At 70.9% G+C, this 14,722-nt stretch carries 10 protein-coding genes; 6 read left to right on the top strand and 4 right to left on the bottom strand.

What is annotated here, in order from left to right; genetic code table 11:
• The first annotated feature begins 14 nt into the window (after positions 1–14).
• A complete protein-coding gene (locus AB0A74_RS01720; RefSeq protein ID WP_358246970.1) occupies positions 15–431 on the top strand; it encodes a hypothetical protein in 417 nt (138 codons plus the stop codon).
• Entirely contained in the window at positions 428–1,597 is a 1,170-nt protein-coding gene (locus AB0A74_RS01715) for a zinc-dependent alcohol dehydrogenase (protein WP_358246969.1), read from the top strand. Before AB0A74_RS01720 ends, AB0A74_RS01715 begins: the two co-directional genes overlap by 4 nt.
• Positions 1,598–1,601: 4 nt before the next feature.
• Here the strand turns inward: AB0A74_RS01715 and AB0A74_RS01710 are convergent, their stop codons facing one another.
• Together AB0A74_RS01710 and AB0A74_RS01705 are read right to left on the bottom strand one after the other, a co-directional pair.
• Positions 1,602–2,435, bottom strand: coding sequence for an MBL fold metallo-hydrolase (locus tag AB0A74_RS01710; protein ID WP_358246968.1), 834 nt, complete (start codon positions 2,433–2,435; stop codon positions 1,602–1,604).
• Between the two features lie 64 nt (positions 2,436–2,499).
• Positions 2,500–3,249, bottom strand: a complete 750-nt coding sequence (locus tag AB0A74_RS01705) for a GAF and ANTAR domain-containing protein (RefSeq protein WP_358246967.1) — start codon at positions 3,247–3,249, stop codon at positions 2,500–2,502.
• A gap of 237 nt (positions 3,250–3,486) precedes the next feature.
• On the opposite strand from AB0A74_RS01705, the gene AB0A74_RS01700 reads away from it, so the two are divergent.
• Both AB0A74_RS01700 and AB0A74_RS01695 read left to right on the top strand, forming a co-directional pair.
• Positions 3,487–4,551: a cobalamin-independent methionine synthase II family protein gene (locus AB0A74_RS01700; RefSeq protein WP_358246966.1), complete on the top strand. Its 1,065-nt coding sequence runs from the start codon at positions 3,487–3,489 to the stop codon at positions 4,549–4,551.
• Positions 4,552–4,975: 424 nt separating this feature from the next.
• A complete protein-coding gene (locus AB0A74_RS01695; RefSeq protein WP_358246965.1) occupies positions 4,976–7,942 on the top strand; it encodes an NACHT domain-containing protein in 2,967 nt (988 codons plus the stop codon).
• A gap of 10 nt (positions 7,943–7,952) precedes the next feature.
• Here AB0A74_RS01695 and AB0A74_RS01690 read toward each other — a convergent pair whose 3' ends face one another.
• Positions 7,953–10,127 carry a tetratricopeptide repeat protein gene (locus tag AB0A74_RS01690; RefSeq protein ID WP_358246964.1) on the bottom strand — a complete coding sequence of 725 codons (2,175 nt, stop codon included), beginning with the start codon at positions 10,125–10,127 and terminating at the stop codon, positions 7,953–7,955.
• Positions 10,128–10,465: 338 nt separating this feature from the next.
• Positions 10,466–11,944 carry a caspase family protein gene (locus AB0A74_RS01685; protein WP_358246963.1) on the bottom strand — a complete coding sequence of 493 codons (1,479 nt, stop codon included), beginning with the start codon at positions 11,942–11,944 and terminating at the stop codon, positions 10,466–10,468.
• A gap of 402 nt (positions 11,945–12,346) precedes the next feature.
• Here AB0A74_RS01685 and AB0A74_RS01680 point away from each other — a divergent pair, with 402 nt between their 5' ends.
• Together AB0A74_RS01680 and AB0A74_RS01675 are read left to right on the top strand one after the other, a co-directional pair.
• Positions 12,347–12,529 (top strand): hypothetical protein, encoded by a 183-nt coding sequence (locus AB0A74_RS01680; RefSeq protein WP_358246962.1) that lies wholly within the window; start codon positions 12,347–12,349, stop codon positions 12,527–12,529.
• 99 nt (positions 12,530–12,628) lie between these two features.
• Positions 12,629–14,701 (top strand): radical SAM protein, encoded by a 2,073-nt coding sequence (locus tag AB0A74_RS01675; protein ID WP_358246961.1) that lies wholly within the window; start codon positions 12,629–12,631, stop codon positions 14,699–14,701.
• Positions 14,702–14,722 lie beyond the last annotated feature (21 nt).

Raw genomic sequence — 14,722 nt, 5'->3', positions numbered from 1 at the left:
AGAAGGGCTCGCGCATGAGGACATCGTCTAGGGCCGCCGTGCTGACCGGCGTCGGCGCGGCGGCAGCGGCCGTGGTCGGCCGGCTGGTCGTCGCGCGGCGCAAGGCGGACAGTCGAGACGAGCACTGGCTCGCCGTGACCGTGCACTGCTCGCCCGACCGGCTGCACGACCTGCCCGAACCGCTGGCCGAGCTGCGCCAGGACGTGGAACTGCGCATCCGGCCCGCCACCGGCGACAAGGGCACCGAACTGCTCGCGCGGCCGGTCGGTGACGTGTCGCGCGAAGACCTGCGGGTCGCGTTGCGCCGGACGAAGTCGTTGATCGAGACGGGATCGGTGCTGCGGCCGGACCCGCCCGCGACCCACCCGGGTCCGGCGGGACGGGTGCTGCGCCTGGTGACCAGTCGTGCGGCCGGGGAGGGCAGGCTGTGAAAGCGCTGTGCTGGGAAGGCGTCAACGACCTGAGGGTCCAGCAGGTCCCCGACGCCCGGATCATCAACGACGGGGACCTGGTGCTCAAGGTGGGGCTGACCACCGCGTGCGGCTCGGACCTGCACCTGATCACCGGGCACATCCCGTTCATGCAGGCCGGGGACGTCATCGGGCACGAGTTCATGGGCGAGGTGGTCGAGGTCGGCCCCGGCGTCACCCGCCACCGGCCCGGCGACCGGGTCGTGGTGTGCTCGTTCATCGGCTGCGGCTCGTGCTGGTACTGCACCCACGACCTGTGGTCGTTGTGCGACAACAGCAACACCAACCCCGGCATCACGCAGGCGTTGTGGGGCGCGGACCCCGGCGCCGTGTTCGGCTACTCGCACGCGATGGGCGGGTTCAAGGGCAGCCACGCCGAGTACGTGCGCGTGCCCTTCGCCGACCACACCGCCATCCCGATCCCCGACGGGGTGGACGACATGAGCGCCCTGTTCGCCTCCGACTCCGTGCCCACCGGGTGGATGGGCGCGGACCTCGGCGGCGTCGCGCCCGGTGACGTGGTGGCGGTGTGGGGGTGCGGCGCGGTGGGCCAGATGGCCGCGCGGGCGGCGCAGTTGCAGGGCGCGGAGCGGGTCGTGGTGATCGACCGGCTCGACTACCGGCTGGAACAGGCCGAGCGGGTGTTCGGCGTGGAGACGCTGAACTACGCGCGCACCGACATCGGCGCGGCGCTGCGGGAGATGACCGGCGGCCGTGGCCCGGACGTGTGCATCGAGGCGGTGGGCTGCGAAGCGCACAGCTTCGGCCCGCAGCACGTCTACGACCAGGTCAAGAGCAAGCTGAAGCTGGAGACCGACCGGCCGATCGCCGTGCGCGACGCGATCCACGCCTGCCGCAAGGGCGGCACGGTGTTCGTGCTCGGCGTGTTCAGCGGCTTCGTGGACAAGTTCCCGCTGGGCGCGGTGATGAACAAGGGCCTGACGCTGCGCGCGGCCCAGCAGCACGGGCAGCGCTACATCCCGATGCTGCTCGACCACATCGCCGCCGGCCGCATCACCACCAACCACCTGGCGACCCACGTCATGCCGCTGGACGACGCGCCCCGCGGCTACGACCTGTTCAAGTCCAAAGAGGACGGCTGCACCCGTGCGGTCTTCCGCCCCTGACCGTTCAGCGGCCCGCCGCCGGGAGTTCGAGCACGTGGCCGCGATCGAGGTAGGTGACCGCCGCTCCCGGCCGGCGGCGCCGCACCTCGTCGCGGAAGTCCGACAGCGGCGACTTCATCACGCCGTAGTCGTCGAAGTGCACGGGGACGGCGAGGCGCGGGCGCACCATCTCCAGCAGGTCCACGCCCTGCCGACCGTCCATCGTGAGCAGCACCCCCAGCACCTTCGTGCCGCCCAGGTGCACCACCGCCACGTCGATGGCCGGGCAACGGTCACGGATTTCCCGCAGGTCGTCGTGCACCAACGTGTCACCGGTGAGGTAGACCCGGAAGCCGGGTGCGCCGGGCGCGGCACGGTAGTCCAGCAACGTGCCCATGACCGGCGGGAGCACCTTCCCGACCACCCCGAACGCGTGACGCCCGGGCAACGAGGTGACCGTCAGTGAGGCACCTCCCTTGTCCAGGGTCATGTCCGCCCACGTCCGCAGCGGCACCGACTCCCGGAACCCCCGCTTCCCCAGCCGACGCGCCGCGTGCGGGGTGGTCAGGATCGGCAGGTCGCGGTCCAGCCCCCGGGCGGCCACCCGGTCGAAGTGGTCGCCGTGCAGGTGCGACAACACCACGGCGTCCAACGGCGGCAGCTCGTCGATCCCGATCGCGGGATCCTTCAACCGCCGCGACACCACACCCTGCCCGATGTGCGTCCACTGGCCGCGGCGCAGGAAGTTCGGGTCGGTCAGCACGGTGAACGGCCCGAGCCGCAACACCGTCGTGGCGTTGCCCACGAAGTACAACGACCCCGTGTCGGGCGGTGCCGGGTCGTGTCGCGGATCGGTCATGGTGCGGCCTCCAGGGGTTGCCGTGCACCAGCGGGTACCCCCGGGAGCCGACCACCAACGCCGGTCAGCCGCCTTCCACGATCCCCTTGATGAACCGCTCCGCGATCTCGCGGACCTTCACGTTCTCCTCCTGGGACTTCGCCGCCAGCACCTCGAACGCCTCCTCGGCGGGAATCCGCCGCACCGCCATGATCACGCCCTTGGCCTGGTCGATGACCGCCCGGGTCACCAGCGCGGTGCGCAGGTGCTCGGTCTGCTCCCGCGCCAACAGGTATCGCCGGGCACCGTGCAACGCGGCCTCCGCCGCGGTCGTGTAGAGCGCGAGCAAGGCCGCGTCGAGCTTGCCGAACCCGTGCGGAGCGCGGCCGTAGAGGTTGAGCGAACCGTGGTACTCGCTGTCGATGAACAGCGGCGCGGACAGGTAGCTCGACACGGCCACCCGCCCCGCCACCTCCACGAACGCCGGCCACCGGTCACGCACCTCCGCCACCACCACCCGCACCGTCGCACCGGCCGTCGCGGCCTCCAGGCACGGTCCCTCGTTCGCGACGTACTGGGCCTTGTCGATCTCGATCGCGTGGTCACCGGTCGCCGCGACGGTCTCCGGCACACCGTCGCGCAGCATCGACACGCTCGCCATGTCGGCTTCGGGGATGGCGTGCACGATCTGCCGGCACAACCGGTCGAGGATCTCCGGCAGCCGCTCCTCGCGCTCCAACGTGCGGCACAGGTCGTCCAACGCCCAGGTGACCTCGTCCACGCGGCGCACCACGTCGTCGTCGGCTCCCCGCCGGTCGTCCTCACCCGATGACACGGCCGCCCGCCTCCCTGTCGTGGAGCGCACCCGGTGCCCGTACCCCGACGGCGAGAGCCGGTCACCCACACCGCACGCTACGCCCGGACGACCCACCACGCCGTCCCGCTCGCCGTCGAGCCGATCCACCTGGTCGGGTGAATTCGACCGTGGGGACGCGGGAAGCCGAAGTCCCGGGGATGAACATCGACCGCGTCGCCGCGCCGCGCCGACCGACCGGACCTAGTGTCCGCCGACATGAGCATCCCGACCGAGCCCATCGGCAGCATCCCCCGCCCCCTCGCGTTGCAGGAGGCGTTGGCCGAGCACGCGCAAGGCAGACTGCACGACAGCGAACTCGCCCTCCTGCAAGAGCAGGCCACCGCCGACACCATCTCCCGGCTGGAGAAGATCGGCAGCCCCGTGCTGGTGGACGGCGAGCAGGCCAAGCCGAGCTTCGTCACCTACCCGCTCGCCGGCCTGTCCACGCTGGCCCCCGACGGGGCGGTCATCCCGTTCGCCGACGGGCACACCCGGCAGCTGCCCCGGCTGACCGCCGGACCGTTCCGCTACCAGGTCCACGCCGAGGAGTTCCTGCGCGACGCCCGCCGCCACACCGAGGCGCCGGTGAAGCAGGCGGTGATCGCGCCGTCCGCGCTGAGCCTGCTCTACCCGCAGGACGGCATCGACGGCTACTCCCGCGAAGCCTTCCTGGACGACCTCGTCAACGAGGCCGAGGCCGACATCCGGGGCTGCCTGGACGCCGGCGCGCACGTCGTGCAGCTCGACTTCACCGAAGGGCGGCTGGCGCTCAAGCTCGACCCCTCCGGCGGCGTGCTGGACAACTTCGTCGCGATCAACAACCGTGTGCTCGACCGGTTCACCGACGACGAGCGCGCACGGCTGGGCGTGCACACCTGCCCCGGCGGCGACCACGACTCGACCCACAGCCTGGACGTGGACTACGCCGAACTGCTGCCCAAGCTGTTCCAGCTGCGCGTCGGCAACTTCTACGTGCAACTGGCCAGCGAACCCGACCCCGAACGCGTGCTGCGGATCATCGCCGACCACCTCCGGCCGGGCATCCGCGTCTTCGTCGGCGTGACCGACCCGATCGACCCCGCGGTGGAGACCCCCGAACAGGTCCGCGACCGCGTCCTGCTGGCCGCCCGCCACATCCCCGTGGACCAACTGGGCACCTGCGACGACTGCGGCTTCTCCCCCTTCGCCGACGACACCTCCACCTCCCGCGACGTGGCCTTCGCGAAGATCGAAGCCCGCGTCAAGGGCACCGCCCTGGCCGCCGCCGAACTGGGCCTGTGACCGCAGACGCACCACATCGCGAGGCCACCCGCGTGCCTCGGTGAGAGAGGTACAGGGCGAAACGCGACGGTTGTTCGCCTTCGCCCGGTACCTCGACCAGGCCCCTTTACCAAATCGCGGTAGAAGATCGCCACGAATCCGGCGCAACCTGCAAGGGCGAGCGCGAAGGCTGCGTAACCAGACACCACCCAAGCCCACACGGACTTCCCTCCCAGTGCGCCGATCGACACTTCGAGAGGGGTGGTCCGGGCCGGCGACCTCACTGCGAACACATCCAGTATTCCCTGGAATGAGTAACGGTCGGGTTCCTCACCGCCATTCTCCAACACGCCCGCGGACCACAGAGCTTCGCCGTGCCGCGGTAACGGCGGTCCTGCACCGCACGATCTCCACCCACGGAGTTCACGAGCGGTAGGAGACCTACGTGGCTCGGCGCCCTTCGACCGCCACGCTGTCCGCGTTGACCATCGCGGTCGCGCTGGTGGGCAACATGGCCACGAACACCGTGTCGGTCGACGAGGACTGGTGGCCCACCGCCACGTGGACCGCGGTCGGTGTCCTCGCCGCCGCCGCCCTCGCCGTCGACCTGCTCGGCCACCGCGCCGGCCAACGCACGGCCAGGACGCCGGACCTGTCCGCGGTCGCCGACCGCCTGGCGGCAGCGGTCCACGCGCAGTGGCGGGACGAGGTCACCAGGCGGTCGCTCAACGACCCCTACCCGCTCCCGATCGGCTGGGAACCGGCTGCGGCCGACCTCGTCACCGCCTGGGCGGACATCGTGCGACTGGCCGACCGCGGCACCGGTTGGCGTCGGCCGCACGACGGCACGCCGTGGGCGAGCGCGGCCGACGACCTGGCCGAGGCGGACGGGAAGCTGGTCACCACGTGGCGCAAGGTCCCGACCGGCAGGCTGGTGGTGCTGGGCGAACCCGGTGCGGGCAAGACGATGCTGCTGGCCGGTTTCGTCGTCGACCTCCTCGCGCCGCCGTCCCGCCGACCGGGAGACCCGGTGCCCGTGCTGGTCTCCATCGCCTCCTGGAACCCGCGGGACCAACACCTCGACGCCTGGCTGGTCGACCGCCTCGCCATCGACCACCCCGCCCTCGAACACGAGGAGACCTCCGGCCGAACGCTGTTCAAGGCCCTGCTCGACAACAACCTGATCATCGTGGTGCTCGACGGCCTGGACGAGATCCCGGAGCCGCTGCGCGGTCCCGCCCTGGGCGAGATCAACCTAGCGCTGCACGGCGGCCGGCCGCTGGTCATCAGCAGCCGCACCGACGCCTACCGAGCCGCCACACGCCCCCTCCACGGCCAACAGGTCACCCTCACCGGCGCGGCGGGCATCCGATTACAACCCCTGCGCACCAACGACGTCCTGGCGTATCTGCGCAGCAGCGCCGGCGGGCCCGCCGGTGAACGGCGGTGGGCGCGGGTCGAGCGGTCCGCACGCGACGGTGGGCTGCTCGCCGACGTCCTCCGCACACCGCTCATGGCCACACTGGCGCGCACCGTCTACAACCCGGCACCACGAGACAGCGCGGCGGGACCGCTGCCACACCCCGACCAGCTCCTCACCCTCCCGGACCGCGAGAGCGTCGAGCGGCACCTGTTCGACGGGTTCGTCCCAGCCGCCTTCCGCGCACACCCGACCAGACGGTCGCGCTGGCGGCCACAGGAAGCGGTGACCTGGCTCGGCTACCTCGCGCACCACCTGGAACACGACCGGCACGGCCAACCGAACCTGACATGGTGGCAACTCCGCCTGCGCTCCGCACCGCTCGCACCACCGACGTGGTTCGCCATCGCCGCCGGCGCGGTGCTGGCCGTGGTCGCCGCTCTCGCCGCGGGAACGCTGTACTCCGCGGTCTACTCGCGGCCTGTCATCCGGGAGCTGGCCCCGATCGTCCTCGTGTCCGTCGTGCTCGTGCACACCACGGTGTGGTGGGTGACGGGCAGGCTCCGTGCGGCGTTGTCCGCCGGTGTCGTGGTGGCGATCAGCAGCGGCTTGGCCATCGACCTGGGTGGTGATCTGTTGCTGGACCACTCGTGGGCCAGCCCTTCGCTGGTGATCGGGGTCGGCTTGGCCGCCGGGTCGGTCCACCCGGTGAAGGCTCGTCCACCGACCGCCGCGCGGGCGGCGTCGGCGACGGCGTTCGCGGCCTTCGCCTTGACCTTCCCGATCTACCACCCGATCCTGGGACTCTCGGACGCCTTGTTCAGCGCGTTGGTCGAGAGCGTGCTGACGGGACTGCTCGTGGTGGTCGTGATGACGCTTGCGACCAACTCCCGTGATCAACCGTGGGAACTCCCGGCCTTCGGGCCGCTTCTGCACCTCGTCGGGGCGTTCGTCGGCCTGGCGGTCTGGTCGTACATCCGGCAAGCACCGCCGACCGACGCGGTCTGGCTCCGGACGGCGGCCGAGAAGAGCGTGAGCGCCCTGGTGGCCCTCTTCGTGCTGGTGCTGGTCGTCCGGTCGAGCGGACCGACACCGCCGCGGCCGGGCCGGGGAACGGTTCTGGCCGTGCTGGTGGCCGTCACCCTGGCCGTGCGTCACGCGTCGACGGGCGGCGACTTGGCGACCGGGGTGCTGCTGTGCCTGCTGCCCCCGCTCTTCCTGACGGCACTCCCCCGACGTCAGCCGCAGCACCCGCACTGGGCACCGGCCGACCCGCGCATGTGGTTGACCGACCCCAGGCGGGCAGGCGTCGCCTTCGGCTTCCTGCACGGGATCTACTACAACCCGACGTACGGGCTCGCCGTCGGCCTGGCCGCGGGCTTGGCGGTCGAACTCGTCGCGCGCCACCTCGGCCCCGGCAGCCCCGCGCGAGGTCTGCGTTTCACCGGCAAGGGCCTCGTGGTCGCGGCCGTGGTCGGCCCGGCGGTGACCGCGCTGCTCCACACCCGCGGCATCCAGCCGGCGAGCGCCGGCTTGATGGGCGCGGTCGTCGGTGTCGCCGTCGGCCTGGTCTACGGCATGGACGCACCCCGCGAGATCACCCCGGTCCGCTCGCCCCGACAGGTGCTGGTCCGTGATCGCACGGCCTTCCTCATCGGCACGGCCGGGGTCGCGACCGCGGTCACGGTGGCCATCGGGTTCGTCGCCGGTATGGGCACGGACTTCCACGTGCCCAGCGCGCTCGTCGGGGGCCTGCTTTACGGCGTCCCGACGGGCGTGCTCGTCGCCGCGAGCCGGACACAATGGTTGCATTACACCGCGACCCGGTGCGCACTCGCGCTGCGCGGACGCCTCCCCTGGTCGCTCATGTCCTTTCTCGCCGACGCCCACGCCGTACACGGCGTCCTACGCCGGGACGGCGCCACCTACCAGTTCCGCCACCTCGACATGCAACGCCGCCTCGCGGCCACATGCACGGCACAGCCGAGGTGAGGACCGGACTTCACGGACGTCGCGCTCCCTCCGACTCGCGCTGCCAGTGAGCGAGGTCGTTCCGCACGTCCACCGTCCTGCGGTGGTCGGGACCCAATAGCCGGACGTGGTCGCTCAACAGCTCCGTGAGCTCCGCTGCCGCCGCGGCGGGATCACCGGCCTCACCGCGCAGCCGCGCGAGGCTCCAGCGGATCGCGAGGACATCGGGATGGGTCGGACCCAGCACCCTCTCGTGGTCGGCCAGCAGCACCTGGAACTCCTGGGCCGCGGCGACCGGATCGCCGAGCTTGCCGCGCAGGTCGGCGAGGTTGCTGCGCACGGTCAGGGTGGACGGGTGGTCCGGGCCGCACACTCGAAGACGGTCGCCGAGCAACATCTCGAAGGCCTCCATCGCGCCGCGCACATCACCCATGTCCCGTCGATGGGCTGCCAGGTTGTTGCGGATGCGCAGCGTGCTGTCGTCATCCGGACCGCGGACTCGGAGGTAATCGACCAACAGGACGGCCAACTCTTCCACCGCACCCTTGTGGTCCCCTGCCGAACCACGGCACGAGGCGAGGTTGTTGCGGACGACCAGGGTGTGCGGGTGAACCGGACCCAGCACCCGCACGTAGTCGGACAGCAAGGCCTCGAACTCCCCCACCGCGGTGACCGGGTCCTCGACCTCAGCGCACGAAAAAGCCGAGTTGTTGCGGGCGATCAACGTTTGAACGTGGTCGGGGCCGAGTCGGGTGGTCGCCTGCCGGTGCAGTTCGCGGAAGTAGGCGTAGGCGGCGGCGCTCTGCTGCTCCTCACCGAGGGAAGTGCCGATGTAGAACAGAACCGGGTGCGCGCGCGGTGACCAGAGAGCCGGTGTCGTCCGGGCCTCGACGGCCCTCGCGGCGCTGCGCAGCGACTGCGTCAGCTCCGGGTCGATCGTGATGGTGTTCGGCCGTGCGTCCATGATGGCGTCGGCGGCGAAGTGCGCCAGGGTGTGCAGCCGCCGGGAGGTGAGCGTGTCGCGGACGGCGCGTTGCACCAGCGCGTGTACCGCGACCGTGCCTTCGGAACCGGCTCGCCTCAACGTGATCAGGTTGAGCCGGTGCAGTCGGCTCAACGCGGTCAGCACCGTCCCACGATCGACCCCTTCGCGCACGTACGGGAACACCGGCCATTTCGGCCGGGGTCGGCCGCGGCGGCTGAGGCGGGTGAGCACGGTCGAACTGACGAACACCTCCAACGGGGTTCCCGCGGGATCGAGCAGGGCCGCCAGTTCGAGCAGCGTGCGAGCCACTCCGCGGGGACCGGCGCGGTCGGCGCGCGCTATCGACAGCGACCAGGTGGCGGCGACCGCGAGCTGGTGCTCGGGCAACCGGTCCTCGGTGGGCGCCAAGTCGGTCAACTTGCGGCGACGATCCGCGAACCGGTCGCGGTACTCCGCGACGGTGAGCAGCGGGTCGTCGCGGATGAACGCCGCGGCCTGTCCCAAGGCCAAGGGCAGCCGGCCGAGGTCGTCCGCCAATCCGCGCACCGAGTCCAACGCTTCCCGGCCCGCCACGCCCAGAGCACCCGTCAGGTAGGACACGGCCTCGTCCGGGCTGAACACGTCCAGATCGATCTGGTGGCCTCGTGAGGGAGGCGCCAGGTCGCGCAGCCGGGTCGTCACCACGACCCGGCCCTGCGGCGGCCACAGGTCCCGCAGGTCGGCCGGGTCTTGGACGTCGTCGAGCACCACGAGCCACCGGCGGTCCGTCGCGGCCAACCACTCGCGGAACAGCCCCGCCGCGTCGTCGGCCGCACGGTTCCCGATGTGGGGGTCCCGCTCGCACAGCACCCGCCGTGCCGCCTCGGCGAAAGCAGCCACCACGGCGACCCGCGACCGCGCCGACACCCACACCGCGACCGCCACGGCCGGATCACGCCACATCGGCAACACGTGGCGGGCGACCAACTGCGACTTGCCCACCCCGCCCAACCCCGACGCCACCACGCAGGCCGCCTCGCCCACCACCTGCCCTGGTGCCACGCGGTCCTGGTAGTGCTCGACAACCGGAGGCGGCACCCCCACCCGCACCGGCCACACCACCGTCGGAGCGGCGGCCGGCTGGACGTGGAGGTCCCGCCCGGCCTGGTACACGACCCCGCCACCCGACGCGATGCCGACCTGCGCCGGCAGACCCGGGTCGTCCCAGCCGCCCTCACCCACCGGAGCCCGCTCCTCGTCCTACTGCGTGCCATCGCTGAGACCAGGGCTCCGAAACCGCGACTTACCCTGCGTTCAACGCATCTCTGCGGTCGGTCCTCCGCGCGCACCGCATGCCCGTTGATCGCTTGTTCCGAAGGTCCCGTTACGGCGCAACCTCTCCCAGCGCCAGCTGCACGGCCCCGTGATGCCGGTGAACGGTTCCTCGGTCTGCCGCACCGCACCGCTTCGCTGGTCAACACCGCGGGAGTGGCGGGCAGCGAACCCCTCTGCGCGAACCAGATCACCCAGAGGAACCGCTCGATCAGTTGCCAATTCCCACGGCAAGTCGCCCTCGACGGTCAGACAGCCAGCGCGACCACCATGAGGACGACGACCACCACCATCACCACGACGAAGACCGCTCCGGCCAGTTGCCCCGAAGGCTTGTAACCCTCCGGCGGCGGTGGCGCGAGGCCCGCGCGCAGGAGCGTGCCCCGCGATGACGTGTCCCTCGATCGAGTGACCTCGGTGCCGAGCGCCCCCGACACTTCCGACACTTTCGGCTCCGCTCGCGGCCGTTCGTCGGCATAGGCCTCACCGTTCACCTCGATCCGAACCTCGCCCAGTGGGCCGGTGACCGTGACCCTCGCGGTCAACCGGCCCACTTCCACCGGTTCCCACGCGACCCTGACCGTCGAACCGCTCAGCCTCGCCTTCACCCGCAGGTCCGACACGGCGACCCGGGACACGGCGACCAGTGGGACGCCTTCCAACCGCACGTCCTCGGCGTGCGCCACCGAACCGAGGGCAACCCGCCCCAGGTCGAGCGACGCGGGCTCGACGCGCGGCAGGATCGTGGTCAGCGCTTCCGCGCCGGCCAGTGAGACCCGGCGGCTGTCGTCCTCCGCCAGTCCGCGCAACGCCTCCACGGCCGCCAGCGCGAGCGGCAGGTCGTCGGACCCGGCGAGCCTCGCCAACTCCTGCACCGTCGACATCCGCGCCATCGGCGACGAGTGCTCCAGGAGTTCCCCGATCTCCTCGGGGAGGCGTCCCGGTCGCACCCGGCGGTTCGGGTTGCGGGCGATGCGCACTTCGCCCTGTAGTTCGAACTCCCATTTCGACGGCGTCTGCTGCGGGCACAACGTCTTCACCCGACGGTGGACGTAGTCGTACAGTTCGGCCAGCGTCACCTGTCCGTCGCCGTCCAGGTCGGCTGCCCCGGTCCGGAGACCTTCGGTGAGCGCCCCGGTGAAGACCGAAGGCTGTGCACGGTCGAACTCGACCGGCTCCAGGCCTTCGAAGGCGTATTCGGTCGCGCTCGACGCCGTCACCACCACCCGTCCGTACCCGCCGCCGAACCGCGATTCAGCCGTGAACTGCCCGCCGATGTCCACGGCGCCACCCGCGCGCGGGATGACGCCCCGCTCGAACGCCCCGCCGTAGCAGCAGTCCAGGAAGAGGACGACCTGACCCGCCCGGCTGCGCCGCATCAGCCTGTTGACCAGCGCGGCGTCCACCGCGGTCGAGGGCAGCCGGTCCGGCGTGGTGTTCGTCGCGGCGAGGTAGAGCTCGCCACGCGGGTCCAGCAGTCCGTGGCAGGAGAAGTGCAGCACCACGAGATCGCCCGGATCGCGGTCGGCGAGCAGGTCGTCCACGCGTTCGGCGACGGCGGTCGAGGTCGGGTTGCGCAGCACGTCCACGTCGAACGCGCCCAGGTCCGCGTCGCCGAGCACCTCGGCGAGCGCGTCCGCGTCGGCGGCCGGCGCGGCGAGTTGGCGGAGCCCGGCATGGGAGTAGCTGTCGACCGCCACGACGAGCGCCAATCGCCGGTTAGCCATCACCGCGGACCCCCTGGAGGCACGAGGGTCCTGGATGACCATCGCATGGCAGACAGGATGCTCCGCGCACGCCCGCGGCACATTGAGCCGTTCGAGTGCAGCGCTCGACGGGCGCCGCGGCCGGCAGGTCGAGACGAGCCGACAAGGGCCGGCGGACCGTGGGCGTCCGAGCGCTCAAGGTGCGGGGTTCACTAACTCGATCGTGCACGAAATCCACACCAACGATTCGCACGAACCACTCTGAGTGGCATATTTGGCACCCGGTCGTGCGAATGGTGCCCGCCAGTACCGCGTGCGACGATCGTAGCCGCACCCGATCATACCGGACGGCGGCATTCTTGGGTCGCTTCACCCCGTTGAGCCTCACCAGCGCCGCCAATCTCCGAGCAAGGAGTGCTGACAATGGCGGAAAACGGCCCCAAGAGACGTCAAGCCGTGCTCGTGATGCCCGATGTCGGGTTGTCCGAGGACGACATCGAATCGCTCAAGTCGAATTTCGAGAACAACCTGGTGGGCAGCCTCCAGAAGGCCGGTGCGCGCGATGACGTCGTCATCGTCGTCGTGATCGTGGTCGTCGCGCAGTAGCAGCTTCGGCGAGCGGTCGGGTCCCGTTCGTCCGCCCCGCCCCTCCCGGTGGCGGGCGGGCGGTTCCCGGCCGGCGCTGCCACCGGCAGGGAGTGGCGAATGAGGTTCTGCATTGTCAGTCCGCCCACGGTCAGCGAGTTCGGGCCGGACCTCGCCGAGACCGAGGTCATCCTCCGCTTGGCCGAGCACGCCCCGGTCGGCGTCCTGACACTCGCCGCCGTGCTCGAACAGCGGGGTCGGCGGTTCGACGTGGTGGACCTGAACCAGGTCTTCTACGAGCACCTGAAAGAGCCCACCGCTGAAGCGTTCCGCGAGTACGCGGTCGAGAGGCTGCTCGCGCTGGACCCGGACGTGATCGGGCTCGGCACGATCTGCAGCAGTTTCCCCCTCACCCTCCGGATCGCCGAAAGGCTCAAACGCGCGCGTCCCGAGGTGCGGATCGTTCTCGGCGGACCGCAGGCGTCCGTGGTGGACACCGCTACCCTGACGGCTTTCCCGTCCGTCGACTTCGTGCTCCGGTTCGAGGCGGAGGAAAGCCTCCCCGCGCTGCTGGACGCCCTCGACACCGGCGCGGACCTGCGTGGCGTCCCCGGCTTGAGCTTCCGCGAGGGCGGCACGGTCGTCCGCACCGCCAACGCCCCGGCCATCGCGGACCTCGACGCCATCCCGGTCCCCGCCTACCACCGCTACCCACCGCTGCGCAGCGCCCGCTACATACCGCTCGAACTCGGCCGCGGCTGCCCGTACGGGTGCACGTTCTGCTCGACGAACGACTTCTTCCGGCGGAAGTTCCGCCTGAAGACCCCGGCCCTGGTCGTGGAGCAGATGACGCGGCTCAAGGCCGAGTACGGCGTCGGCGTGTTCGACCTGATCCACGACATGTTCACCGTCGACCGCGCCAAGGTGGTGGAGTTCTGCGAGGCGATCCTGGCCTCCGGCGAGGAGTTCTTCTGGAACTGCAGCGCCCGCACCGACCGGGTGGACGACGAGTTGCTCGACCTGATGAGCTCGGCGGGGTGTCGAGGGGTGTTCTTCGGCATCGAGTCCGGGTCCCAGGACCTCCAGCGCAGCCTCAAGAAGCGGCTCGTCCTGCCCGACGCGATGGCCCGTGTGCGCAGCGCGAGCGACCGCGGGATGCAGGTGGCCGCGTCGCTGATCACCGGGTTCCCCGACGAGCACGACGAGGACTTCCGTGACACCGCGGACTTCTTCGTCAACTCGTTGCGGTACGAGCGGGCGCAACCCCAACTCCACATCCTCGCCCCGCTCGCGGACACCCCGCTGCACCGCCAGTTCAAGGACCAGCTCGTCTTCGACGACATCATCTCCGACATGTCGCACCAGGGCTGGGCGCAGGATCCCGCCGACCGCGACCTGATCGCGCGACACCCCGCGATCTTCCCGAACTTCTACGCCATCCCCACGCCGCTGGACCGGGAATTCCTCAAGGAGATCAGGGGGTTCCTCCTCCACGGTGCGCAGTGGATGCGGTGGTTGCTGGTTGTGCTGCACCAGGAGGTCGCGCACATCGTCGACATCTTCAAGGACTTCCAAGCCTGGCGAGCACAGCAGCCGCGCGAGGGTGAGGACGGGTCGGACTCGGTCCGGTACTTCTCCACCCAAGCGTTCCGGACCGACTTCACGCGGTTCGTGCGCACCCGCATCTGCCCCACCTCCGACGTGGCGCCGGCGTTGACCGCGCTGGCCGCCTACGCCGGGGCGTTCGACGACATCGCGGTGGACGACCCGACGCGCGACGCGCCCGGCGGCGCCCGAACCCTCACCAGACGGGCGTTCACGCACACCTCGGTGCCGAAGTTGGCCGACAGCGTGCGGATCATGGACGTGGACGTCGACTTCGCGATGCTGGTGGACTGCCTGGTGGAAGGACGCCCGGTCGCGACCGTGACGCGCCGCCCGCACCGGCTGGCCTCCCGCAAGCTCCCGGGTCGCTGGCCGGAGGTGCTCCAGCTGAGCCCGGCGTCGATGTCGCTGCTCGAACTCTGCGACGGGGAGCGGACCGTCGCGAACATCGGCGTGCTCGTCGAGTCGGCGTCCCTCGGGCTGCCCGGCATCCCCGCCGACAAGTACTGCCTGGTCGGCCTCGAACTCCTGCGGCACGACGGCCTCGTCGAGGACGACCGGTGGCGAGAGCCCGAACCGGAGTGCTGACCCGTGGCGGCGGGCGGACCG

Source organism: Saccharothrix sp. NPDC042600, assembly GCF_040647305.1.
In the GTDB taxonomy this organism is placed as follows: Bacteria; Actinomycetota; Actinomycetes; order Mycobacteriales; family Pseudonocardiaceae; genus Actinosynnema; species Actinosynnema mutabilis.
The sequence above is the reverse complement of the archived record's forward strand: the minus strand, read 5'-3'. Positions and strand labels throughout refer to the sequence as shown.